Source organism: Enterobacter cloacae complex sp. 382A5, assembly GCF_050031095.1.
Classification (GTDB): domain Bacteria; phylum Pseudomonadota; class Gammaproteobacteria; order Enterobacterales; family Enterobacteriaceae; genus Enterobacter; species Enterobacter cloacae.
In genome coordinates, this window is sequence record NZ_JBLGVK010000001.1 from 4095905 (window position 1) to 4122473 (window position 26569).

Consider the following 26569-nt stretch of genomic DNA (forward strand, 5'->3'; position numbering starts at 1 on the left):
AAAAGCAGGAGCATTGTTTTTCAAGAGCGGATGAATATGTGTGAGTAATTATATAAACAATTTTGTATGTTTAGCGGGCTTGTTTATTTATCCCCTTCTCTTCATGCCCTATACCGCTATTCTCACTTAATAAGATCATGCATTTACAATAAATTTGCGTTATGTAACCATCCCGATTTAACCACACATAAAATCAGGTCTTTGTTATGGATAACTGGCTGGTGCTTTTCGACGGACAGACCCGCTACACCCTGGAGATAAACGACTCCCCCGTCACGCCCGACGTGCTGAAGTTTACTGGGCACGAGGCCCTGAGCGAGCCCTTTCGCTGGACCATCGATTTCACCACCCCGCAGAACAATCTCGCCCCTGAAGACGTGCTGATGAAACACGCCACCCTGAGGATGCGCAGCGGCAAGGCGGTGCACGGCATCATCACCCGCCTGGAGTGGATTTCCACCACCGCTGACCAGTCTCATTACCAGGTGGTGCTCAGTTCCCGTCTGGCGCTGCTCAGCCGCACCCGCCAGTGCCGCATTTTCCAGCACCAGCCGGTGCCGGAGGTGGTGGAGCAGGTCTTGCGCCAGCATGGTCTGGAAGGCGCGGATTTTGACTTCCGCCTGGAGCGGGCGTACCCGGCGCGGGAGCTGATTACCCAGTGGCGGGAGACGGACCTCGAATTTATCCAGCGCATACTGTCAGAGGTGGGGATTTTCTGGCGCACGGAAATGGACGAGGCGCGCGGGCTGGACAGTTATATTTTTGCCGACAGCCAGCTGAACTACCGGTTTGACGTCCGCCTGCCGTACCGCGAGCCGTCCGGGCTGTATGACGGGGCACTGGAGTCAGTGTGGGACGTGCGCACCCGGTATAAGGTGGTGCCGGGCATGGTCAGCGTACGGGATTACAACTACCGTACCGCCGGAACACCGATGGACGCCACGGTGAGCGTGCGCAGTGACGCGGTGACCACCGGAGAGCACTACCGCTACGCAGAGCCGTACCGGGAGGCGGGCGACGATGCTGACCCGGAGCCGGAGACCGAATCCGGTGCCTTTTATGCCCGCATTCACCATGAGCGGGAGCTGAACGCCTCGGCGCGTGTTCATCTGGAGAGTAACGCCGCCGGCCTGCTGCCGGGCCAGGTGCTGGAGCCGCAGGGCGAGGTGATTCGCGCACTGCAGGAGGGTGTGGTCATCACGGAGGTGAAGTACCACGCCGCCCGCGACACCCGCCTGCACGTCTCCGTTGACGGGATGCCGTACACGGAACGTTACTGCTTCCGCCCGGCGGAAACAGCGCGCCCGGAGGTACACGGCACGTTGCCTGCCCGCATCGAGAGCCGGAAGAAAAATGACATCTGCGCGCACCTGGATGAACAGGGGCGCTACCGCGTCAGACTGGATTTCGACCGGGACGAGGCAGAGCAGGGATTCGCGTATCTGTGGCTGCGGATGGCGAAGCCGTACAGCGGTGGGACGTACGGCTGGCACACCCCGCTTCTTGACGGTACGGAAGTGGCGATTGCGTACAGCAACGGCGACATCGACCTGCCGTATATCTCCCACGCCCTGCACGATTCTGAACACCCGGACCACGTCACCCGCGACAACCACACCCGCAATGTGCTGCGCACGCCCGCGAACAACAAGCTGAGGATGGAAGACCGGCGCGGCGAGGAGCATATCAAACTCGCCACGGAGTACGGCAAAACCCAGCTGAATACCGGGCATCTGGTGGATGCGCAGGCGAAACCCCGTGGCAAGGGGTTTGAACTCAGAACCGATGAACACGGCGTGATTCGCGTCGCAAAAGGGCTGTTTATCACCGCGGACGGGCAGCAGAAGGCGGCGGGTGAGGTGCTGGAGATGGAGACCGCCCTGAAAGAAATTGATATCTGCCTGCAGCAGCTCCGGCAACTGGAAAGAGCCGCTGAGCAGGCGCAGGCGCTGAAGGCGGACATTGACAGCCAGATACGGATGTTTGAAAAGCGCCTGAAGCCGCTGAATGAAACCCTGCTGTTCTCCGCCCCGGAAGGGATGGCATTCACCAGCGGTGAGCACCTGCAGATGACGGCCACAAAAAACGTTGCCATCAACGCCGGAGGCGATATCAGCACCGGCGTCACGGGCAACATGACGGCGCTGGCGGGAGAAAAGCTCGGGCTGTTCGCCAGAACGGGCCAGCTGAGCCTGAAAGCCAGCGAAGGCCCGGTGGAGATGCAGGCGCAGAACGGGAAGATGGCGCTGTTTGCAGAGAAGAAGCTGACGATGAGCTCGGCGAGCGACATCACGTTTGCCGGGAAAAAGCGCATCACGCTGACTGGCGGCGGGAGCTACCTGCGGCTGGAGGCGGGGAAAATCGAATACGGCACCCTGGGGACATACCTGCGCCGGGTGAAAAGGACGATGGCGGCGGGGGCGGCTTCACAACAGCCGGAAATGCCCTGGCTTGCCGCTCCGGTTAAATACTCTGCCGCTGCACTGATGCAGTATCTGTATCACGACGATGCCCCGGTAGTGGGCGCGCCTTTCACAGCGACTCTGGCCGATGGCGTTGTCAGGAAGGGTAACCTTGACGGCGCGGGATATCTGCATCTGGAAGACGTTCCGCCGGGGAGTGTGCAGGTGGAGTTCGGGCCGGATACCCGGAATTATTTACGAAAAAATAAAACTGAGAATCAACAGTTCACCGGAACCTCTCTGAGCGAGGCAGATATTGACTCACTGATAGCAAAACACAGCGGAGGTGTGGAATGAGCGGGATGAGTGTCGCCTGGTTTAAGGAAACCAGCCTGGAAACCGGACAGTGGATCTGGGGTACGCTTCAGGGGGCATTTAATGAAAAACAGACCATCGGGCAGATCATCGTTGATGCGGCGATCGGCATGATCCCGCTGGTCGGTGATGTGACGGCAGTGCGCGATCTGATTGCTGTTTCGATGGGACTGGCAAAAGAACCGAAGAAACGGGAAAGCGTGAGTGAATGGGTATTTCTGGTGATCCTGCTGTTTGCGCTAATCCCGGTAATTGGCGGCGTGATAAAAGGTGTTGGACGTCTGGCCCTGCGTGTGACAACAAAAGCAGCAGAGAATGTGGAAACCCTTGGGGCTGTGATTAAGTTTCTGAACCGTATCGGCGAAGGTGATGCGGTGAAGTGGCTGAATAAGCTGAATGTCGTTGAGTATCAGGCGCAGTTGATTGAAAAGATGAGTGATTTTTGCAACACGATGATCACCGTAATCAATCAGATCCTGAAGGCCCGGGTCGGGCAGATGCTGCCGGAGAAATGGCAGGCGGACTTACTCTGGGTACGGGATGGTTTTGCGGCACTGCAACCGCTGGCGGCGAAAATGATCCCACAGGCGCTGAAAGAACTGGATGCGAAACTGCGGGCGTTGCAGGCGCTGGTGTACAAAGGAGAAATCCATACCATAGCAACGGGAACAGGACGCGCTGAAGTCCGGCGTGAGGCTGAGGCGTATTTGATTGAACGCCCGCTGCGGGAAGCGCCGAAGCAGGGGACGCGGTATCCGAGTGTTCATGCCGAGGAGCGACATGAAATGACATTGCGGCGGAAATATTCAAAAGCTGGTTACCCGGATTTATTCGCCCGACTTCCGGAGAAAAGCCCGGCATTTGGTAAGTCGTTAGTCTACGCCAATATCGCTTCTTTCAGCGGTGAAATTACTGCCAAAAGCGCCCGTGAGATGGGCGGTAGCACGATTTTTCGTGCTTTTGGTAATCCGACTGATTTAGCGCCCTATGGCTCGTGGGCTGCTGGTGGATTCTGGGGCTACCAGAAAGTACCGGGCAGTGCAGAAGAGTGGCGGCAGTTATCAGCAGTCCTGGATGAGTGGAACGGTAACGGCTTTTTAGTGGTGCTGCACCTACCGGAAGATCTGGCGAACCGTATGCCGGGTTCTAACGCCTGGCACGGTAAGATCGCCGAACAGTTCGGGAAAGAGATTCCCGCCCAGTATCTGCAAGGCGGGGGCGAGCAGGTGATTATTAATCTGGATGAGATGCTGAAACAGGAACTGAATCGGGTTGGTGAGCAGGTGAAAGCTACCGGCAGGGTAGCCAGTACTGACATTAACGGCGTAAAAGCTGAGTTTTATCCGACGGGCTGGCAAGACGTGGAAGGTGTTCACGGTTACAGCAAGCCCGAGGGAATTGAACCGCCCTATGCCACCACTACCCGGGATCTGCATGATGATGAACTGCGCAGCAAGGTGGTGGACAGAACGATTGTTAATGCAGCTCGTATTGAGCGCCAGACCACTACAGGAAGTGAGCAATGATTACGATTGAAAAAACAAAATACCCGATGAGTGATGACCAGGTACGCCGCCGGTTGTTCTGGCTGCTACAACGACTGAGCAGTTACACCCTGTGGCAGCGCAAACGGGATGCCTGGGCATATTTTGTGCAGAAATATGAAGAGGCACTGAAAACCTGGCCGGAGGATAAATCGGCGGGTTTTCATCCAAAGAATATTATCTGGGCCTATGATGCCCTGCGTCTTTATGACGAAGGGTTACCGGAACTGGCGACAGGTAACCGGCAGGTATGGCAAATTAATACAGGGGTATTTGATCAGCTTGACCGACCGATAGATTTAATTAATTCATTTTTTTATTTGCCTTGTCATGAACGCGGAGGTCAAGAGGAATCGTATCCACCTGAAATAGAAATATTGAATAAATTAAAAAATGCTGCAGAATTCAGAGGAGACAATCTGCTGTATCCGCCGCATGATAATAGTTGTAATATTCTTGATGCAGCATATTTACTGGACCCGGTGAAATATAACCATCATTTTAAGATGTTGCCTTATCCGGTTTTCCCGAAAAAACTCCCCCCCGTTCCTGAGCATAGCGATATCATTATTAAAACCGATGACCCGGTTCCCTGTGACGGTATATGGGAGCCAGTAAAAATTCAGTACAGCCATAAGTTACTGGTGATTAAAGATGGTATTAGTGGATTTAAAAACCTCGGTGCTTATAACTATTTTATCCGTGGCATGAATGCCCCCCGCCAGGTTTATTACGATGTGTTGATTGAAAGTGATAAAGAAATGGTGATATCCGATAATCCCATCCGTCATCGTGATGTTCACTGGCGTCTGATCTGGGAAGATACCCGCTACTGTGACGGCATTATTCCTGATGAATCAGAATATTTTCTGGATGATGCGCCAAGTAAACATATTACCTGCGCAAGTGGGGAACGTTGCCCGCATTCAGGCCGCTGGGCGACCATAACCGGAGGGCATCAGCAGTTTACTGATATTCAGGCCGGGCAGTTGATGCCGGAAGCGACAAAATATCAGAGCGATATGTACGCGGCTGAAATTCATCTTCCGGCGATATGGAGCCTTTTAAACCGGGAGGACGGAGGCAGTGTTTATATAAAACCAGGAGATGATTAAATACTGGTTTTCGCTATGGGCAACTGGCTGGCGCTGTTTGACGGACAGCCCTGTTATCATCTGGAGATTAACGACAGCTCGGTAAAACTCGATGCACTGAACTTCACCGGGAATGAAGCCCTGAGCGAGCCATTTCAATGGGGAATCGACTTCACCACCCCACAGAACAATCTCGCCCCGGAACAGGTGCTGATGAAATACGCCACCCTGCGGATGCGCAGCGGGAAGGCGGTGCACGACATTATCACCCGCCTGGAGTGGATTTCCACCACCGCTGACCAGTCGCATTACCAGGTGGTGCTCAGTTCCCGTCTGGCGCTGCTCAGCCGCACCCGCCAGTGCCGCATTTTCCAGCACCAGCCGGTGCCGGAGGTGGTGGAACAGGTACTGCGCCAGCATGGACTTGAAGACGCAGATTTCGATTTCCGTCTGGAGCGGGTGTATCCGGTGCGGGAGCTGATTACCCAGTGGCGGGAGACGGACCTCAAATTTATTCAGCGCATACTTTCAGAGGTGGGGATTTTCTGGCGCACGGAAATGGACGAGGCGCGCGGGCTGGATATTTATATTTTTGCCGACAGCCAGCTGAACTACCGGTTTGACGTACGCCTGCCGTACCGCGAGCCGTCCGGGCTGTATGACGGGGCACAGGAGTCGGTGTGGGACGTGCGCACCCGGTATAAGGTGGTGCCGGGCATGGTCAGCGTACGGGATTACAACTACCGTACCGCCGGGACACCGATGGACGCCACGGTGAGCGTGCGCAGTGACGCGATGACCACCGGAGAGCGTTTGACAAGCGCCTGAAGCCGCTGAACGAAACCCTGCTGTTCTCCGCGCCGGAAGGAATGGCATTCACCAGCGGTGAGCATATGCAGATGACGGCCACAAAAAACGTTGCCATTAACGCCGGAGGCGATATCAGCACCGGCGTCACGGGCAACATGACGGCGCTGGCGGGAGAAAAGCTCGGGCTGTTCGCCAGAACGGGCCAGCTGAGCCTGAAAGCCAGCGAAGGCCCGGTGGAGGTACAGGCGCAGAACGGGAAAATGGCGCTGTTTGCAGAGCAGAAGCTGACGATGAACTCGGCGAGTGACATCTCGTTTGCCGGAAAAAAACGCATCACGCTGACTGGCGGCGGGAGCTACCTGCGACTCGAAGCGGGGAAAATTGAGTACGGCACCCTGGGGACGTACCTGCGGCGGACAAATCGGACGATGGCGGCGGCACCAGCCACAATGCCGTTAAAGATGCCCCGGCTGGGCACCTCGTATATCTATTCCGCAATCTATCAGTTACAGGATGAGCAGAGCACCCTTCTGGCAGGTAAACCCTACAGGCTCACAACACCTTCCGGGCAGACTGCGACAGGTTATACCGATGACGAAGGGAAAACGGTGCCCGTATATACCCGCAATCAGGAAAACGTCGAACTACACGTTGTGCAGAAAAAACCGCAGCCACAGGAAACGCTGTGGTTTATCGGTGACGGCTCAGAGCAACAAATGGAAACTGAACTCAGGGAGCAGCCATAATGGAACTACCGGATTTACCCACATCGCCTGACTCGCCCGATATTCCCTCGGGCAAAAACAACCAGCCGTGGGACTGTACCACCACCGGCGTCGAGATGGTGGAGAAGCAGTCGCAGCTGCCGACTGAGAACAACCGTCAGTATCTGCATATCAAGGTTGAATATGCGATGCGCTTTCCTCGCCTGTCGGCAAAAATTCGTCGCAACAACAAAAGCTATCAGATGAGCCTAAAGCAGCTGATGATGAGTGGACTCATCCGCGCAGATGAAATCGCGGCACAATACTACTGGTGGTACAAAGCGGAAGTACCGTTTGATATCCGCACCACGCCGCCCCGCCCTTATCTCAGCAGTACGCAGACAGGGCCGGGCAGACGGCATACCACCAATCCTTTTCCCGAACCGGGAAAAGGCATTTATCGCCGTCCGGACGTGATTATTGTGAAGAACAAGCATGACCGCTGGCCGGGGCTTGCGGGGCCAGATACCGAGGGAGTGATGCATGCGGATAATCTGGAGCGGCTGGTGGAGGTTAAATTTCCGGAGGATGAGTTTAAGCAAGGGCAGTACGATGACTATATGCTGATTGTTGGCGGGCCAGGAAATGAAGAACGAATGACTATCCTGGAGATCCACGACTGCCGCCCACAGGAGCAGCAGTGGAGCGACCAGGTGGTCAACGTAACCCTGCAGAACTGGGTGAAAAGCGGGGCGAAATACTGGCCGCTGTTCCTCTATCCCCCCATTTTTACCCCGCGTCCGCCAGATGTGCCAGCGCCTGCCCGAATCCAGCCGTGGACCTATGTGGGTGATACCGTTGCCGATCTCAGTGAAGGAGCCATACGCGGCATCGCCGAAGGCTGGAGTGCGCTGTCAAAAGAGATGCAGCAGAAACTCCAGCGCGCTGCGGGCTGGCTGAACGACAGCGGCGAGTGGGTCTATTTGCAGGGCAGCCAGGCATGGCGCTGGGCCAGCCGGACCGGCCGTACGGTGGCCTCCTGGACGGATGCGCAGCTGCGTGCCGCCTGGCGGGAGATCCAGCAGGCGACGGATATGACGCTGGAGATGTTAAACCAGGTGGACTGGGTGCAGGTGCTAACCGATGCGGCTACCGCCATAGGGGTCATACTGGTGGCGGTCGGCGTCGGGGTGCTGGTAGTGACGCTGGGTATCCCGGAAGCCATTATCGGTGCTTTTTTACTGATTGTACGCCTGGCGATAAGCGCCTGGGGGGCGCTGGCAGCGGTCCTCGGCGCAGGAACCGTGGCGGTAGCCCAATAATAGGGATTGAAGATGTTAAAGGATCTGGAACTAAACTATATCGAAAAATGGCTGCCGGAAGCATCGGTGAAATACAAAGACGGCAGCCCGGCGGTCAATCTCGGGCTGATTATCACCGTATTTTTTAAAAACGGCCATACGCCGGATGTCCGCCGCAAAATGGTGGAATGTGTGGATCGTTATTACGAGGAGTTTAAGCTGTATCTGAAGAAAACCATGGCACCGAAGTGGGTTGGCATTACAGATAAAAACTATCAGAAAAAACGGCAGCAGATCCTGGACTCAACGCCTGAGGAGATCTTTTCCTGGTATTTGGGAAGCGTCGATACGGATTACCATGCTCCGGATTATGAAATTCTTATTATGGGAAAACGTATATTCCACAATGAAAATAACCGCTCCGTTATTAAACTGATTTTTCCCCTTTCCCTGCTGAAAGAGCCGGACGGTAAGGAACGGTATGAATCCTGGCTGGTGTGGTTATGTAACACTTTTAAAGTTGAAAGCGGCTATGCCGGGCTGTCATTTATTCTGCCCTATGCCTTTGAACGGATGTTCCCGTATGAGTATGCCCTGGCACAGCGCTTTTCCGGTGTAATAGTGGACTCTCTGGGCACACTGGAGGGCGGGGAGGCGGTTGAAGGACTCAAGAGTGCCTGCTGGTACACCATTCTGGGTACGCCGTGGCTGGAAAAGCTCGGTGGAGAAGGTGCCGTCACACGCCGCCTGGCGAAAACACCGGAAATCAGCCTGCTCTCCTATAGCAACGGGGTCATTATGAAAGCCGGTGAGTTACCTCCGTCACTGGGGGAAAAGCAGACGGAAAGCCTTCCGCCCTTACTGGTAAAAGTGAACCAGATTATTCGCCCGATTCGTTATGACGGGCATAAGGGGTTGCATTTCTATTCAGAATACGAAAACTATCAGTTTGATGAAGCTTCCTCCATGAAATGGTTTGCCCGCTTCGACGACGCCAGCGCCCTGCTGGACATCGAGGAGCCCGAAACCTCATCTGAACCGGTACGCATTACCCGCTGGACCGGTGAAACCGCCCCGCACGCCGGGCAGTGGGCCGCCATTGTTAACGGCACAACGGAGTATATCCAGACCCGGGAAGGAGAAAAAATGCCCGCCTTTGAGGATAAATACGGCAAAAAACACCGCGCCTGCTGGTCGCTGCTTAAGCGCGATGATAAGGGCAGCGTATTTATTATTCCGTAATAAGGGAGCGGCTGAGATGGAACTAAACTATATCGAAAAATGGCTGCCGGAAGCATCGGTGAAATACAAAGACGGCAGCCCGGCGGTCAATCTCGGGCTGATTATCACCGTGTTTTTTAAAAACGGCCATACGGCGGACGTCCGCCGTAAAATGGTGGAATGTGTGGATCGTTATTACGAGGAGTTTAAGCTGTATCTGAAGAAAACCATGGCACCGAAGTGGGTTGGCATTACGGATAAAAACTATCAGAAAAAACGGCAGCAGATCCTGGACTCAACGCCTGAGGAGATTTTTTCTTGGTATTTGGGAAGCGTCGATACGGATTACCATGCTCCGGATTATGAAATTCTTATTATGGGAAAACGTATATTCCACAATGAAAATAGCCGCTCTGTTATTAAACTGATTTTCCCCCTCTCCCTGCTGAAAGAGCCGGACGGTAAGGAACGCTATGAAGCCTGGCTGCTGTGGCTATGCAACACCTTCGACGTTGAAAGCGGCTATGCCGGGCTGTCATTTATTCTGCCCTACGCCTTTGAACGGATGTTCCCGTATGAATATGCCCTGGCGCAACGTTTTTCCGGCGTGATGGTGGATTCCATTGGAACACTGGAAGGCGGTGCAGCAGTCATTGGTCTGAAAGGTGCCTGCTGGTACACCATTCTTGGAACTCCGTGGCTGGAAAAGCTCGGTGGAGAAGACGCCGTCACACGACGCCTGGTGAAAACACCGGAAATCAGCCTGCTCTCCTATAATAACGGGGTAATTATGAAAGCCGGTGAATTACCTCCGTCAGTGGGTGAGATGAAAACTGAAGGCCTTCCTCCGCTACTGGTGAAGATAAATCAAATCATTAAGCCGGTTCGCTATGATGAACCCCGTTCCCTGCATTTTTACTCGTCATACGAGAACCATCAGTTTAACAAAGAATCGACCATGAAGTGGTATCGACGCTTCGACGACGCCAGCGCCCTGCTGGATTGAAACCGCCCCCTTTTAACAAAGGGGGCTAAGAGCCTTACTTAGCTTACATCGCCTGCGTAAACGTCCTTGAAATCACATCCTGCTGCTGCTCGCGCGTCAGGGCATTAAAGCGCACGGCGTAGCCCGAAACGCGGATCGTCAGGTTCGGGTAATTTTCCGGGTGCGCAATGGCATCCAGCAGCATTTCCCGGTTCATGACGTTGACGTTCAGATGCTGCCCGCCCTCGATGGCTGTTTCGTGGTGGAAGTACCCGTCCAGCAGCCCCACAAGGTTGGTTTTGCGTACCAGCTCGTCCTTGCCCAGCGCCTGCGGCACGATGGAGAAAGTGTAAGAGATCCCGTCCTTGGCGTAGGTGAACGGCAACTTGGCAACCGAGGTTAACGACGCCACTGCCCCTTTTCTGTCACGTCCGTGCATTGGGTTGGCACCCGGCGCAAACGGCGTGCCGCCCCGGCGTCCGTCTGGCGTGTTGCCGGTCTTCTGGCCGTACACCACGTTCGAGGTGATGGTCAGGATCGACTGGGTCGGCACCGCGTTACGATAGGTTGGTAACGCCTGAATTTTCTTCATAAAGCGCTCCACCAGGTCACAGGCGATGCTGTCCACGCGATCGTCGTTGTTACCGTACTGCGGATAATCCCCTTCAATGACGAAATCGACCGCCAGACCGGTATGGTCGCGCACCGGTTTCACCGTCGCATATTTAATGGCCGACAGGGAATCGGCGGCCACCGACAGTCCGGCGATACCGCAGGCCATGGTGCGGTAGACGTCCCGATCGTGCAGCGCCATCAGCGAGGCTTCGTAGCTGTACTTATCATGCATGTAGTGAATGAGATTCAGCGCGCTGATGTACTGCACCGCCAGCCAGTCCATAAAGTGATCCAGGCTCGCCATCACGGTGTCGTAGTCCAGCACCTCGTCCAGCAGCGGCGCGGTTTTCGGCCCGACCTGGATCTTCAGCTTCTCATCCACCCCGCCGTTGATCGCATACAGCAGCGTTTTGGCGAGGTTGGCGCGGGCACCAAAGAACTGCATTTGCTTGCCGATCACCATCGGGCTGACGCAGCAGGCAATGGCGTAGTCGTCGCTGTTGAAGTCGGCACGCATCAGATCGTCGTTCTCATACTGCAGCGACGAGGTGACAATCGAGACCTGCGCGGCGTATTTCTTGAACGCGATCGGCAGTTGTTCAGACCACAGGATCGTCAGGTTTGGCTCTGGCGCAGGCCCCATGGTGTGCAGCGTGTGCAGATAGCGGAAGCTGTTTTTGGTCACCAGCGTGCGGCCGTCCAGCCCCATTCCGCCAATCACCTCCGTCGCCCAGATCGGATCGCCAGAGAAGAGCGTGTCGAACTCCGGCGTACGCAGGAAACGCACCATACGGATCTTCATGATGAAGTGGTCGATAAGCTCCTGGGCCTGTACCTCGCTCAGGCGTCCGGCCTGCATATCGCGTTCAATGTAGATATCGAGGAATGACGCGGTACGCCCCAGCGACATCGCCCCACCGTTCTGGGATTTCACCGCGGCCAGGTAGGTAAAGTACAGCCACTGCACCGCTTCCTGCGCGTTCATCGCCGGACGCGAGATATCAAAGCCGTAGTTCGCCGCCATCTGCTGGATCTGCAGCAGCGCACGCTTATGCTCCGCCAGCTCTTCGCGCAGGCGGATCGTCGCCTCCAGATCCTCGCCGCGTTCCAGTCTCGGCTGCAGATCCGCGAACTGCAGTTCACGCTCACGCACCAGATAGCTGATGCCGTACAGCGCCACGCGGCGGTAGTCGCCGATGATGCGCCCGCGTCCGTAGCCGTCCGGCAGCCCGGTCAGTACGCCCGATTTACGGCAACGCATCATCTCCGGTGAGTAGACGTCAAACACGCCCTGGTTATGGGTTTTACGCAGGTCGGTAAACAGGTATTCGAACTGCGGATCCATCTCGCGGCCGTAGGCTTCGAACGAGCTGCGGATCATGTTGATCCCACCATACGGATGCAGGGCACGCTTGAGCGGCTTATCGGTTTGCAGGCCGACGATGGTCTCCAGCTCCCGGTCGATATAGCCCGGTCCGTGAGCGGTAATGGTGGTGGCGATGTTGGTATCGAAATCCACCGGGGCGTGGGTGGCATTTTCCTGGCGAATCCCCACCATCACCTTTTGCCACAGCGCCGTCGTTGCTGGCGTCGCCTGCGCGAGGAAAGTTTCGTCGCCTTCATAAGGGGTGTAGTTATGCTGAATAAAATCGCGCACGTTAACGGCGTCTTTCCATTCTTCACCGCGAAACCCGGCCCATGCGTCGCTGTAGGGCGCAACGCGCGTATCAATCGTTACTTTCATGAGATTCTCGCTCTGTCAGGCGTAAGCCGCAGCCGGGGTAACCTTCCCAAGACGGAGGGCGTCCAGCGCGATCATTTTTTCTTCATTGGTAGGGATCACCGCACACGCCACGCGGGACGTATCGGCGCTGATGATGCGTTCACCCGCGCTGCCAGGCAGGGCGTTGCGGGTCTCGTCGAGGATGAGGCCAAAGACCTTGAGATGTTCTGCTACCAGCCTGCGGATGAGCGTAGAGTTCTCGCCAATCCCTCCGGTAAACACCACCCCGTCCAGGCGATGCAGCGACGCCGCGTGGCCAGCGATATGCCGTGCAATGCGGTGCACAAAGGTTTTTATCGCCAGCTGCGCCCGCGGATTTCCCTCGCGCCAGGCTTTTTCCAGCGTCCTGAGATCGGCGGAAATCCCGGAGATCCCCAGCAAGCCAGATTCTTTGTTAACCACACGCTCCAGCTCCTCGAACGACTGGCCGGTTTGCTGGGCAATCCACGCCATCGCGCCAAAATCCACGTCGCCACAGCGCGTGCCCATCATCAGCCCTTCCAGCGGCGTCATCCCCATCGAGGTATCGACGCTTTTGCCATTACGAACCGCGCAAATCGACGCGCCATTACCCAGGTGGGCAATCACTAACCCGTTGTCGTCCGGTGAAAGTCCGAGAAGCGCATGCGCCTGCCCGGCAACGTAGCGGTGGGAAGTACCGTGAAAACCGTAGCGCCGCACGCCCAGCTCCTCAAAATAGCGGTACGGCAACCCATACAAATACGCCTGCGGCGGCAGCGTCTGATGGAAACTGGTGTCAAACACCGCCACCTGCTGAACGTTCGGGAACAGGCGTTCCGCCGCTTCCACACCGCTTAAGTTGGCGTAGTTGTGCAGTGGTGCCAGAGAAGAAACCTGGCGGATCTCGTTGATAACCTGCTCCGTGATAAGGGTCGACTCGCTGAAGCGTTCACCGCCGTGGGCAATGCGGTGGCCAATTAAGGCCACGCTGCTCATCAGGTCACGCTTCTCCAGCTCCAGGGCGATGGCAGCCAGCGCCCCTTCGTAGTCATGGTGAGCCAGTGTGGCTGGCTCACCCCCGTTCACGGAAATAAAGGCTTTTTCAGTGTTGATACCGTCGGCAATGCCCGTCATCAAGGCATCGCAGCTGCTGGCATCGAGCACTGAAAACTTAACAGAGGACGAACCGCAGTTAATAACCAGTACAACCGGAAACTCAATCATGGTGTGACTCCGCTCTTCCTGAGCATTGATTTAGAACAGTTTGTAAACGATGTTCAGAATGGTCAGCAGGCCGACAACAGTGACGAAGATGTTCTCGGGTCTGCCCTTATACTTCGCCATTGCCGGGGCTTTGCGGATGGCATACATCGGCAGCAGACACAGCAGAGAAGCGATGATGGGTGCTCCCATGGCCTCAATAAGGTCCAGAATGTTCGGGTTGGCATACGCGACAACCCAGGTGGAGCCCATGATGAAGACCATGCTGATGGTGTTCAGTTTGCCCACCGAGACCTTCTTCTTATCGCCCTTGTACCCGAACTTCAGGATCAGGCCGTTCAGCCCTTCCAGCGTGCCCAGATAGTGGCCGAAGAAAGATTTGAAGATTGCGACCAGCGCGATGATAGAGGCGCCGTATTCCAGCACCGTCGCAAACGTCGATTTGGTGCCTGACATCGACGCAAAATGGTTCGCCAGATAAGAGAGCACCGGAATGTTCTGCGCTTTGGCATCAGCCATGTTCTGCGGAGAGAGCGTAAACAGGCAGCTAAAGGCGAAGAACATCACTACGGCGACCATCAGCAGGCTGGCGCGGCCGATGATTCTGGAACATTTCTGCTCGGTGAAGTCTTTACCGAATTCCGGTTCGTACTCTTCGCGCTTGGAGACCACAAACGAGGAGACAATTGGTGAGAAGTTAAAGGAGAAGACCATGATGGAGATCCCCAGCCACACCGTCACCAGTATGCCGTCATGGCCGGTGAAGGCGATATCGCTCAGGTTAACCTGGTCGATCACCGCCGAGTTCCAGTAAGGGATCAGCGACAGGGAAATCAGCACCAGACTGGCGATAAACGGGAATACCAGATAGCTCATGACCTTCACCATCAGGTCTTTACCGAACCAGATCACAAAGGCCATCAGCAGCAGCAGGAACAGCGCCACCACGCCGCGGTTTAGCGCCGGCATCTGGAGCTGGTTTTCCCAGAAGGTCATAAAGGTGTTGGTAATGGTGACGCCGTAAATCCACAGCAGCGGGCAAATGGCGAAGAAGTAGAGGAACGTGATGACCACTCCGCCTGTTTTACCAAAATGCTCCTCCACCGTTTCGGTGATATTGCCGGAAACGTTGCTACCGGACAGGCACAGACGCGCCAGCGCGCGGTGGCAGTAGAACGCAATCGGGAACGCGAGAAGCAGCATCAGCAGGATAGGGATCAAGCCACCGAAACCTGCACGTATAGGGAAGAACAGCACGCCTGCGCCAATGGCGGTACCAAACAATCCCAGCGTCCAGGTGGTGTCTGACTTACGCCAGGAGGACGTTTTTGTCTGGCCAACGATAATGCTTTCAGTGTTGCTCATAGGTCATCCTTATGCGTCAACGAAGCCGGTAATTTGGGAAACACGAGAGAGATCGATATTGCCGCCGGAAATAATGCAGACGGTTTTGCGCCCCTGAATATAATGGTCGAGCTTGCCGCTCAATAACGCCGCGCAGGCCAGCGCCCCCGCCCCTTCGGTCACCACTTTGTTTCGCTGAATTAACGCAATCATGCTGTTACGAATATCGTCTTCGCTGACCAGCACAATGTCGTCGACTAATTCACGAACAATTTCGAAGGTTAATTTACCCGGACGAGAAACGTCGCAGCCGTCTGCTAATGTGCCGGTAACCCGATGGTTAATAATTTCACCCGCCTGATACGACGCCGCCATGCCGTGAACGTTTTCAGACTGTACGCCGATAATATTAATGGTCGGGTTAATCGATTTTATTGCCGTTGCGATGCCAGCAATTAATCCGCCACCGCCGATGGGCACAATGATGTTATCCACATCGTATAAATCTTCGAGAATTTCGAGGCCGATCGTGCCCTGGCCGGCGATCACTTTCGGGTCATCGTAAGGCGGGATAAAAATACGCCCTTCCATCTCAACGATTTCGCTCACTTTGGCGATCGTGTCGTTGAAGTTCTCGCCGTGCAGCACCACTTCCGCCGAGTAGTCACGCGTGGCGGCAACTTTGGATTTTGGCGCGCCCATCGGCATCACCACTTTGCCGTCGATGCCGAGCATGGCACAGGAAAGGGAGACGCCCTGCGCATGGTTTCCCGCAGAGCAGGCCACAACCCCTTTACGTCTTTCAGCATCGGTCAGCGAGCTTAATTTATTGAACGCGCCGCGAATTTTGAAGGAGCCGGTACGCTGCATATTTTCAAACTTCAGAAAGATTTCACCCTTACAGCGTTCGCTGAGATAATTCGAGCGCGGCATGCCGGTTTTATATATCTTTCCTGCCAGTCGTTTTCTGGCGTCCTGAATATCTTCAATGGTTACCGGGAGATCGTAGGTAATATGCATAATATCCTCGTTATAATAATTCATTCTTTTCGGGCAAAGTCAGGGTATCAGAGCACAGCTAAAATAAGCTCTGGGGTGTTTTTCAAAAACAGGAATTACTTATTTGGAAATTAATTATTCATCGTCGTCGTTCACTGGTCAGTGACGCATATTGTTTCGCCAGCTCAACTAACACTGACGCTGATTTTTTAATTCTGTAATTTTTGGACCACACGGCGGCATAGCGTGCCACCGGTAATTCATCTTCCACTGGCAGCACAATAAACTGGTCTGAACCGAACGGCGCAATCATGTCGCGGGGGATCACCGTCAGGTAGTCGGCATTGAGGACAAGGTTATAAATGGTGACGACGGAATCGGTCTGGACGATGTTTTCAATACTGATGTGGTTGTCTTGCAGGGTGGTCAGAAGTTCTTTGTAGTAGCCCATGTCGGTTTGCGGCATCACCCACTGCTCATGGGTGAGCGATGCCAGTGTCGTCGGGGCGGTGCACGTTCGTGATTTGCTGGCCACCAGCACAAATTCAGACTCGAACAGCGGTTCGACATGCAGATCTTGCAGCAGCATTTCATCACTCAGCGTGCCGATGGCAAAGTCCAGCCGCCCGTCACGAATGGCGGGAAGGAAAGAAGAGAGCTGCGCTTCATACATGGAGACCCGCGCTTTCGGGAACACTTCCTTGAATTTTTTGATCATTTCAGAGAGGAACGTGAAGCCAATCAGCGATGGATAACCAAACGAGACGTCCATGACGGTGCTGAAACTGAGGCTGTTAATCTCGCTCACCATGTTTTTCATCTCACGGGTGATCGACTCTGAGTACGAGAGCAGAACCTGGCCCGCCGCCGTCAGTTTTACGCCCGTGTTTTTACGCACCATCACTTCCACACCGAAGTAAGATTCGATGTCACTGATAATTTTGCTGACGGCGGGTTGCGTCAGACCCAGTTGTCTTGCTGCAGAACCTATGGAGCCACTTTTAATGACTTCCTGAAATACCACGAGGTGCTGTGTTTTCGGTAGAATAATAGTGTTCATAATATTCTGCGCTTATTTCCCTATGACGGGGTGGATTCTACTCAATATTGTTTCAGGGGGTATGTGCTGTTACTCACAATTTGCCTTTTCACACCCTTACCAGCAACTACCAAACCTCATCAAAAACCTTTTAAATCAATAAAATACAACCAACCAAATACGCTATTACGCTGATATTGATCAACAAAAATGGCGGTAATAAATTTATTTTATGGCGATAACCCGGATAAATTTTGCTGCGTTTAAAAAATCAATAAAGACTATCTTTCAGGCAATTAAAGAACAATAAATAGCCATTATTCATGTGAAACATTCTTTCAGTTTTTCGAAATTTACGGGCGTAATTTGACAGAGGTTCGGGAAAGAGTGGAATACGTCACACATTCTTAGGGTGAATGTTTTTAATTTCAAAATATGCATATCAAATAAGAAAACATTCGGGATCATCAAGTTAACATTCATAACAAATTAATCATACTCAGAATTCAGGATTTTTTAGCGGTAAATTTTGTGATAACGATCAGGATTAGACAGCAGAGCGGCAATGAATGGAGAAAACAGTGAAATGTGCTTAATGTCGCAAATATGAGAATTGGTGTCGTTTGGGGGGTTGCCGGGTGGCGCTGCGCTTAACCTGCGTACATGCCCCATTAAGCAAAAACCCCGCCGAAGCGGGGTTCTCTAAGAAGTTGAAGCTGACCGATAAGTCAGCTTTGTATCCCATTTGAAGTGCACGATACGTCGGGATCAAATGCCAAGAGCTGGGGATGCATCCACCCTGGGGGTTCATATGCATTCAGACCCTTGATAGACACACCTGCACTTATTCACTTAATTAATCAAGGAAAGTTTGCTGGCTCCCCTTCCGTTTCTGTGGAAAAATTGAGCTTCGAACTTTCAGACAACAGAGGGATGCTTATGTCGGTTTTTCAGGAATGGCTGCTCAGGATAGCTGGTGACAATTACTTTCTCTATATCAAACGATTGTCTGCCAATGATACTGGCGCAACAGGTGGACATCAGGTAGGACTATATATTTCTTCCGACATCGCTGAAAAACTACTTCCTTCCATCAACAATACCCAAGAACTGAACCCGTCTGTTTTTCTTACTGCGCATGTTTCATCACATGAGTATCCGGACAGCGAGGCTCGGGCCATCTATTACAATAATCGTTTCTTTGGCGGGACCCGGAATGAGAGAAGAATTACTCGCTGGGGAAGAGGAAGCCCACTCCAAGATCCTGAAAATACAGGAGCCCTTACGCTTCTGGCGTTTAAGCAGGATGAGCAAGGCGGTGATAGTTCAGAGGTGAACATATGGGTCTGCGTCAATCCTGATGAAGAGAATATTATTGAGTCCGTTATAGGGGAAGTCATCCCTGGGACGCTTATATTTGGGCCATCCAGTGAAATTCTGGGGGGATTGTCTCTACAACATGCCCCAGTGAATCATAAATACAATATACCTGACGCTTGGAAGCAGCAGTTCCCATCAGGAAGTGAAATTATCCAGTATGCTGGAAGGCACTACGCAAAAAACTCCAATGATCCAGACGAACAGTTGATTGATAGACGCCGTATAGAGTACGACATTTTTCTTCTCGTAGAAGAGCTCCACGTACTGGACATCATTCGTAAGGGGTTCGGCTCTGTCGATGAGTTCATTGCACTGGCTAATTCCGTCAGTAATCGCCGAAAATCAAGAGCGGGAAAGTCACTTGAGCTACATCTTGAACATCTTTTCGTTGAGCATGGTCTACGACACTTCGCCACGCAGGCAGTAACTGAGGGCAATAAAAAACCTGACTTTCTATTCCCATCTGCTGAGGCTTACCACGATATCGGATATCCCGAAGAAAATCTCCGTATGTTAGCGGTGAAGACAACATGCAAAGACCGTTGGCGTCAGATACTAAACGAGGCGGATAAAATCAGGCAGATACACCTTTTCACTCTACAGGAGGGAGTTTCTCAGGCTCAGCATAGTGAAATGCGAGATGCAGGAGTCAAGCTGGTTGTACCATCATCATTACACAGGAAATATCCGGAAGCGGTGAGAGGCGAACTAATGACGCTGGGGGCTTTTATCGCTGAACTTACAGGGCTTTACGCAGAACTGCCATAAAAAGCTCCCGGCATGTGAAGGCCGGGAGTATCCATTATGCTTTATCAGTCTTGGCAGAAACAGCCTTGAGGATGTAGGGCTCCAGTAGTCTGGCTACGGCTTCAAAGACAGGAACCACAACGGAGTTACCGAACTGACGATATGACTGCGTGTCAGAAACCGGAATTCGAAAAGGCTTGCCATCTGGCTTTTCAAAGCCCATGAGGCGTGCGCACTCGCGGGGAGTCAGTCTCCGTGGGCGGCGAGCTTGGTTTTCAACATTCGAAAAATCTACTTCCCCAGCAGCCATATCCCACCCACGGTCTATTAGAATTTCGGATCCGTCTTTATGATAACGGGCAGAAAGTGTGCGAGCCACGCTTTCTTTATCTTCCGGGTTAACGAGGCCAAAACCAAAGCCGTTACCCTTAGCGGCATGCTTTTTAGCATAGTTATAAAGGTACTCCCAGAGTTTAGGCGTCAAGATATATTTGCTGTCAACCACCGGCTCCAGTAGCTCACCAAACGATGGACGTCGTTCGGGATAAAATCGACTGACGTCACGGAGAGTGAAGCCATTGTGAATATTCAGGTCGCGCCGGAACCCCACCAGAACGATACGTTCACGATGCTGAGGAAGAAAATGCTTGCCATCGATGACCTTAGGATCACTTTTCCCCATGTCCTTCGCATCGGCAACTTCATAGCCCAACTCGTCAAGCGTCTCCATGATGACTTTAAAAGTTTTACCTTTGTCATGGCTTTTCAGGTTTTTGACGTTCTCAAGCACAAAAATGGCTGGTTTTTTTGCCCGGATAATACGTGCCACATCAAAGAAAAGTGTTCCTTGAGCTTCACACTCGAACCCATGCGCGCGACCCAGCGAATTTTTCTTACTCACTCCTGCAAGGCTAAACGGCTGGCAAGGGAAGCCAGCCAAAAGCACGTCATGATCAGGAACATGTTCGTCGATATAGGCATAAGCATCTGTCTCTGATACCTCAGGCTTGTCACTGAGAGTGACTTCTCGGATATCGAGATTAAATGTATGTGCTCGCTCGTCATTAAACCAGTTAGCTTTATATGTACGAACCGCTTGTTTATTCCATTCGCTTGTAAAGACGCACTGGCCCCCGATCGCTTCGAATCCCTTACGAATACCGCCAATCCCGGCAAACAGATCAACGAAACGAAATGCATACTCTGGATGATTTGCTGGTGGTTCCGGAAGCATTTTTCGAAGAAGTGCCTCCTCGGCTGAAATCAGTGACCTAGGGGAGCATTTATCATTGATCCAACGGTTAAGCGTTTCCCGACTCCAGTCGTTTTTACCAACTTTTCTTAAGAGCTCTGCCACAAACTTCTGATCATAGATTTCCAGTACTTGCTCAATAAGTTTTCTATCATTTTCCTGTCGCTGCTTTTCTTCTACTTCAACTTTCTCAAGCAGATCCTGCGCCAGTAATTCAAATTCAGACATAACGCCTCCAAAGGGTCTTATGAGTGACACTCTATCACTCATTTAACCCAGATGGAAATTTTATTACTGGTTTTTTAAACAGTATTTAACATAATTTCGGCTAATCCTTAAAGTCTGTTATAAGGGATGCTGCTCAAAAGACAAAGAAAGCCTTTCAGAACAACTTGCTAATGACCAATACTGAAATAAGTTAAGTGTTTTACCACGCCAATGCTTAAGGGGTTAAGCGCCGTTCAAAAGAGCCCCTCCTAACGCACTGGTATCCCCACCAAATATCAGCAGGTGATTATGCAGGATTTTTCCAATGACAATCGAATTTAGGTATAAATATTAATTAGTTAGGCTATATTGGCATGTTAAGACGGCGATAGGTTCTAACCTTAAGAGATCCTTCAAAATGATTGAAATGACTTTTTTAGTCATTATAATCAGTAGTGTTACCACCCCGGGTGCCTCTTCACCTTACCTGTTACGTGCTTGTACACAGGGTACAAGGACTAACCAGTGTCTCACTGGATAGAAAAGGAGAGCCATCATGGGCCCGAAAGTCGTTAATGTATGCAAATACAAACGCTTTCGTTTCGGTCGCTGGGAAGATGTGTGCAAGCACAAACGCTCGTTACCGAATCGCTAAGTGATACACCCGTCGGTGGTAACCTAAGATATGCGAAGGCCGAAATTTAGCTTTTCGACCATCCATAAATTAATTTTATGCTATCACCTCATCACTCATCATCGCATTAAAATGTGCATCATCGCCGGTATCTTTAAATATTCTTTCAAACATTTCCAAATAAACATGAGCGTCGATCGCTCCGATCGTTTGAATATTTTTACCATCAGAGTGTGAATGTCTATTTATAAATCGATAAAATGAGTTGTATCGTGGTTCTGCATGGGAATCTGCGAGAGTCCTTAGTACCTCTTTTAGTCGATCCTTTTTACATGAAAAGCTGAAATAATATTCAAGAATATTTCTCATCACATTCGGTAAAATTACAGGATTGACTATGCCATTTTTTGCATCTTTTAGAGTTTGCCACAATGATTGATATTCATTGAGAAGCTCATCTTTCTTGAGCTTGAGGCATTGACTATGCGCCCCTTTAATTATTCGATAAAAAGCCCAGTCTTTTATTATTTTTTTCTCAGAACTGGCTGTTATGACTAACTCTTGAAAGAAAAAGAGACTATGTGTTAATACAATAAATTTCTTAGCTATCTCTTTTAATATTAAATCATTGAAAATCATTGAAGATATTTCATATATGTAATTATGAGAAAGGCTTGATATTGGATCATCAATGACGATAAATTTATCTTTGATAATATCATTTTTATTCTTGAGGCCTTTGCATTGCTCTATGAAATATAAAAATGAGATTATTGTTTTCTCACCCTCACTTAATGATTTGAAAACACTATTAGCATTGCTTTGACCTTCCCGGTGTAATTTATATGTTTCCGATTCATCCTGATGCTTGATCAAGGTAAACCCTGTAATACCAAGAGATACAAGACTATCATTTATCTTATTAATAGTTTCTTCAATATTAACAACTTCACTTGCTTTTAACCTGTTTTCCTCCTGCAATTTTGCGTTTTGACTGTTAATGGTTTTAACTTCATCATTAAGCCTGTCAATTAAATCATCCAGTTCTTTTTCTTGCTCATGATAACGATTGAGAGACGTTTCGTTAATAAACTTTAAATGGGAAAGAAGGTCTTGCGTCAGAATGCTGCGTTCATCATCATAATTATCAATCTTTTTGTTATGGGCTTCTATTTGTTCATTTATATGATTAACTTGCTTGTTAAGGTTATCAACAACATCAATATCGCTAATCAAATCCACTGATTTTGATGGCGACGAAAGTTTCTTTACAATAAGCCTCTCATTAGAATCATAATGATTTCTAATGTCACTTATATTCTTAGCCAAAAGGCTCTCATCTGTTATTGCGGCAAGACCTTCGAAATTCACTAAGTAATTATCTATATTGCTTTTCCAAACTGAGTATCGTTCTTTTAGAGCCTCGATTTGCGACAAACTTTCTTTATAAGTTTCATTAAATATGCTATCTAACTCTTCTTTTAACTGTTCACTATCTAAATGTTGCTGGCAAAATGGACATTGATCTTCTGAAAGATACCGTACACCATTTCTCACCCAATCAGAGTTAGAGAGCCTCTCAATGAATTTAGACAGATGGCTATTACCAGAACTCAACAGTGGAGATTTTAATATTTGATGTTCTTCATCAGATAATATTGGTAAAATCAACTTTGGAACGGGAGTATACTTTACCTCTTTAAATCTTTCCAAATAGTTATATCGTTCCTCCAGTTCAGTGAATTCATTGCTTTTAACTTTATCATGAAGATCAATAGCCTCGAAGAACTTTTGTTTTCTTGACATCCAATTTACGAGGCCGCTAATTTCCGATTTCCTAATATTTGCCGTTCTATTCCAGATCTCATCAATTATTTTAGAGAGAACAGATTCTTTTGATTCTCTTTTTTCTTGAATCTCAGTTTGTTTTAGAACTATCTTCTTATTATTCTTAATTAGCGTTTGCTTATTTTCTTCAATTTTTTTTGTTATCTCAGCATTTTCATTATTGAGAGTGAATACACCAGGTTGAGTTTGACTATTATGAAAATTTTCATCGATATAATCCTGATTAAAGACAAGAAACTGGACATCCTCCTCTGGTGCCAACCTGCACTTTTCATACTCTGGATTTTTTGGATTGAAGAAGTATCCAGATATCGTAGATTTACCGCTCCCATTTAGTCCATAAATCAAAGTGACCTTAGAACTAAAATCAAATTCAGTATCAATATCAGGATGGTAGCTTCTAACAGACTTAATAAATAATTTTGTCATTTGTTGTCCCTACATTGTAACAAAAATTATGTTTTGAACCCTAAAGAAGATTGATGAGATTAACCTCAAGGTTAGGAAGAAACATGGCTGTTACCTTCCACGAGAGGTTACCCGCTACAAAGCATACTTCCTGTGGACTAAGGCTTTCCATCAAATTTTGGGGAGAATGTGAAGATTAATTGATTTGTATTAAAGTCACGCTGGGAGAGTTTTTTTGATCATTCGTATGATTCTCTGTAACTGATCGCTGTGGATAGAACCAAATCGCAAAAGAATGAAGAATGGCGTTAGTCGGAAGATCAGGAACTGACATCGACGTGGGTAGTCCGTACCAAGCGAGCAACAGAAAAATTGATTATCTAACAAACTGGAGTAGGTAACAATCGTTGATGTATCCCATTATGTATCTCATTTATGCTTCTAATTACCTGAGATACATCAACTTATTGTTTTTAAAGAAGTTGAAGCTGACCGATAAGCCGGGTTCTGTCGTGGACAGTCATTCATCTAGGCCAGCAATCGCTCACTGGCTCAAGCAGCCTACCCGGGTTCAGTACGGGCCGTACCATGTGAACCCCTATTTGGCCTTGCTCCGGGTGGAGTTTACCGTGCCACGGACTGTTACCAGCCGCGCGGTGCGCTCTTACCGCACCCTTTCACCCTTACCTGATCCCACTTGCGTGGGCCATCGGCGGTTTGCTCTCTGTTGCACTGGTCGTGGGTTTCCCCCCCAGGCGTTACCTGGCACCCTGCCCTATGGAGCCCGGACTTTCCTCCCCTCCGCCCGTCTCCACCCGAAGGTGGACGACGACGAAGCGGCGACTGTCTGGTCAGCTTCGGCGCGCAGTATAGTGGGTTTGCACGCCGCTGTCACCCTTGGTTGTAGGGAAGCCGAAATTAGCGGGAGACTTCCACCTTCGCCAGTTTTTCGTAGTAGCACGCAATGGCACTGTGGTCAGCGGTGCCCAGGCCATCGGCACGTAGCGCCTGCATCATCTCCATGACGGCGGCGGTCAGCGGCAGTTGGGCCCCTACGCCGTGAGAAGTGTCCAGCGCGTTAGCCAGATCTTTAATGTGCAGGTCGATACGGAAACCGGGTTTGAAGTTACGATCCATCACCATCGGCGCTTTAGCGTCCAGCACCGTGCTACCCGCCAGCCCACCGCGGATCGCCTGGTAAACCAGATCCGGGTTGACGCCCGCTTTGGTGGCCAGAGTGAGCGCCTCCGACATGGCGGCAATATTCAGCGCCACAATCACCTGGTTTGCCAGCTTGGTTACGTTACCCGCGCCAATCTCCCCGGTGTGCACCACGGAACCGGCCATCGCTTTCATCAGATCGTAGTATTTGTCGAAAATCGCCTTATCGCCGCCGACCATGACCGACAACGTGCCGTCGATGGCTTTCGGTTCACCGCCGCTCACCGGGGCATCGAGCATCTCGACGCCTTTCGCTTTCAGCGCCTCGCTGATTTCCCGGCTGGCCAGCGGTGCGATGGAGCTCATGTCGATCAACACCAGGCCCGGCTTCGCGCCGTCGATAATGCCGTTCTCACCCAGCGCGACCTCTTTTACATGGGGAGAGTTTGGCAGCATGGTGATAATGACATCGCACTGCTCGGCAATGGCTTTGGCTGTGGTGGCGGTTTCTGCGCCAGCCGCCATCACTTCGGCCACGGCCTGCGAATTATGGTCTGAAACCACCAGGGAGTATCCTGCTTTGATGAGGTTTTTACTCATTGGTTTGCCCATAATGCCGAGGCCAATAAAACCCACTTTCAGCGTCATAATCTGTTTTCCTCAAGATGGTTATTTTTTAAAAGCGTCCGCTAATTTCTGCGTCGCAGAACGGAATACGCCGAGGTCGCTGCCGACGGCAACGAAGGTCGCGCCCCACTCCAGATAGCGGCGTGCGTCTGCTTCAACCGGCGCCAGAATGCCACACGGTTTGCCGTGCGCTTTGGCGCGGGCAAAGATGTGCTGAATGGCGCGCTGCACATCCGGGTGACCCGCATTGCCCAGGTGCCCAAACGCGGCCGCCAGATCGCTTGGGCCGACGAAAATGCCGTCCACGCCCTCGGTGGCGGCGATGGTATCCACGCTATCGACACCCTGCTGACTCTCAATCTGTACCAGAATGGTGATGTTGCTGTTGGACTGCGCAAAGTAGTCCGGTACGGTGCCAAACATGTTGGCGCGATGCGAAACGGAGACGCCGCGGATCCCTTCCGGCGGATAGCGTGTTGACGCCACGGCCTGTGCCGCCTCCTCCTGCGTTTCGACAAACGGGATCAGGAAGTTGTAGAAGCCGATATCCAGCAGGCGCTTGATGATCACCGGCTCGTTCGTGGGGACGCGGACCACCGGCGCGCTCTGGCTGCCTTTGAGCGCCATCAACTGCGGAATAAAGGTGCTGATATCGTTCGGCGCATGCTCGCCATCAAGCACCAGCCAGTCGAACCCCGCCAGACCCAGCACTTCGGTACTGATTGGGTTTGCCAGTGCGGACCAGCATCCAATCTGAATCTGGTGCGCCGCAAGCGCCGCTTTAAATTTATTTGGGAAGATAGCGTTATTCATCGTATTTACCTTTTTAATTCCGCAGCCCTGGTCAGTATATTTATTACCAGCGTTATATTTATTCTCTATTTCGGCGTGATAAAATCGTCATTCA

Annotated in this window: 16 protein-coding genes, 1 other RNA gene and 1 pseudogene; 8 read left to right on the forward strand and 10 right to left on the reverse strand. The window is 51.4% G+C overall.

The window, feature by feature from the left end; all coding sequences use genetic code 11:
* Positions 1-206 precede the first annotated feature (206 nt).
* The 7 genes and pseudogenes from ACQG2G_RS19340 to ACQG2G_RS19370 all read left to right on the forward strand — a co-directional run bounded on the left by ACQG2G_RS19340 (position 207) and on the right by ACQG2G_RS19370 (position 10457).
* Complete coding sequence (locus tag ACQG2G_RS19340) at positions 207-2759, forward strand: type VI secretion system Vgr family protein (RefSeq protein WP_248078692.1); 2553 nt, start codon at positions 207-209, stop codon at positions 2757-2759.
* On the forward strand, positions 2756-4303 hold the full coding sequence (locus ACQG2G_RS19345) for a hypothetical protein (RefSeq protein ID WP_061772112.1): 1548 nt from the start codon (positions 2756-2758) through the stop codon (positions 4301-4303). Before ACQG2G_RS19340 ends, ACQG2G_RS19345 begins: the two co-directional genes overlap by 4 nt.
* Positions 4300-5436, forward strand: coding sequence for an Imm72 family immunity protein (locus ACQG2G_RS19350; protein WP_194501226.1), 1137 nt, complete (start codon positions 4300-4302; stop codon positions 5434-5436). Before ACQG2G_RS19345 ends, ACQG2G_RS19350 begins: the two co-directional genes overlap by 4 nt.
* Before the next feature lie 15 nt (positions 5437-5451).
* A pseudogene (gene vgrG, locus ACQG2G_RS19355) lies at positions 5452-6971 on the forward strand (type VI secretion system tip protein VgrG).
* Complete coding sequence (locus ACQG2G_RS19360) at positions 6971-8251, forward strand: VRR-NUC domain-containing protein (protein WP_061771933.1); 1281 nt, start codon at positions 6971-6973, stop codon at positions 8249-8251. Before vgrG ends, ACQG2G_RS19360 begins: the two are co-directional and overlap by 1 nt.
* 12 nt (positions 8252-8263) lie before the next feature.
* Positions 8264-9472 (forward strand): DUF3396 domain-containing protein, encoded by a 1209-nt coding sequence (locus tag ACQG2G_RS19365; RefSeq protein ID WP_061771934.1) that lies wholly within the window; start codon positions 8264-8266, stop codon positions 9470-9472.
* Positions 9473-9488: 16 nt separating this feature from the next.
* The gene (locus tag ACQG2G_RS19370) at positions 9489-10457 is read left to right on the forward strand and encodes a DUF3396 domain-containing protein (protein WP_236275786.1); all 969 of its coding nucleotides are present in this window, start codon (positions 9489-9491) and stop codon (positions 10455-10457) included.
* A gap of 43 nt (positions 10458-10500) precedes the next feature.
* Here ACQG2G_RS19370 and pflB read toward each other — a convergent pair whose 3' ends face one another.
* From pflB to tdcA, 5 genes are all read right to left on the reverse strand, one after another.
* A complete protein-coding gene (pflB, locus tag ACQG2G_RS19375; RefSeq protein WP_248766653.1) occupies positions 10501-12795 on the reverse strand; it encodes a formate C-acetyltransferase in 2295 nt (764 codons plus the stop codon).
* Between the two features lie 15 nt (positions 12796-12810).
* Positions 12811-14019 (reverse strand): propionate kinase, encoded by a 1209-nt coding sequence (gene tdcD, locus ACQG2G_RS19380; protein ID WP_061772082.1) that lies wholly within the window; start codon positions 14017-14019, stop codon positions 12811-12813.
* Between the two features lie 30 nt (positions 14020-14049).
* Positions 14050-15381 (reverse strand): threonine/serine transporter TdcC, encoded by a 1332-nt coding sequence (gene tdcC, locus ACQG2G_RS19385; RefSeq protein WP_013098878.1) that lies wholly within the window; start codon positions 15379-15381, stop codon positions 14050-14052.
* A 9-nt stretch (positions 15382-15390) separates the two neighbouring features.
* Complete coding sequence (gene tdcB / locus ACQG2G_RS19390) at positions 15391-16380, reverse strand: bifunctional threonine ammonia-lyase/L-serine ammonia-lyase TdcB (protein WP_045293766.1); 990 nt, start codon at positions 16378-16380, stop codon at positions 15391-15393.
* 118 nt (positions 16381-16498) lie between these two features.
* On the reverse strand, positions 16499-17419 hold the full coding sequence (gene tdcA, locus ACQG2G_RS19395) for a transcriptional regulator TdcA (protein WP_038983586.1): 921 nt from the start codon (positions 17417-17419) through the stop codon (positions 16499-16501).
* A gap of 918 nt (positions 17420-18337) precedes the next feature.
* Here tdcA and ACQG2G_RS19400 point away from each other — a divergent pair.
* Positions 18338-19546 (forward strand): type II restriction endonuclease, encoded by a 1209-nt coding sequence (locus tag ACQG2G_RS19400; protein ID WP_045260156.1) that lies wholly within the window; start codon positions 18338-18340, stop codon positions 19544-19546.
* Between the two features lie 34 nt (positions 19547-19580).
* Here the strand turns inward: ACQG2G_RS19400 and ACQG2G_RS19405 are convergent, their stop codons facing one another.
* From ACQG2G_RS19405 to garL, 5 genes are all read right to left on the reverse strand, one after another.
* Entirely contained in the window at positions 19581-21005 is a 1425-nt protein-coding gene (locus tag ACQG2G_RS19405) for a DNA cytosine methyltransferase (RefSeq protein ID WP_003845273.1), read from the reverse strand.
* Positions 21006-21714: 709 nt separating this feature from the next.
* Positions 21715-23895, reverse strand: a complete 2181-nt coding sequence (locus ACQG2G_RS19410; RefSeq protein WP_061772083.1) for an AAA family ATPase — start codon at positions 23893-23895, stop codon at positions 21715-21717.
* 459 nt (positions 23896-24354) lie between these two features.
* Positions 24355-24733: RNase P RNA component class A (gene rnpB / locus ACQG2G_RS19415), an RNA gene on the reverse strand.
* A gap of 59 nt (positions 24734-24792) precedes the next feature.
* On the reverse strand, positions 24793-25683 hold the full coding sequence (garR, locus tag ACQG2G_RS19420) for a 2-hydroxy-3-oxopropionate reductase (RefSeq protein WP_013098882.1): 891 nt from the start codon (positions 25681-25683) through the stop codon (positions 24793-24795).
* Positions 25684-25704: 21 nt separating this feature from the next.
* Positions 25705-26475, reverse strand: a complete 771-nt coding sequence (garL, locus tag ACQG2G_RS19425) for a 2-dehydro-3-deoxyglucarate aldolase (protein WP_061771566.1) — start codon at positions 26473-26475, stop codon at positions 25705-25707.
* Between the last annotated feature and the right edge of the window lie 94 nt (positions 26476-26569).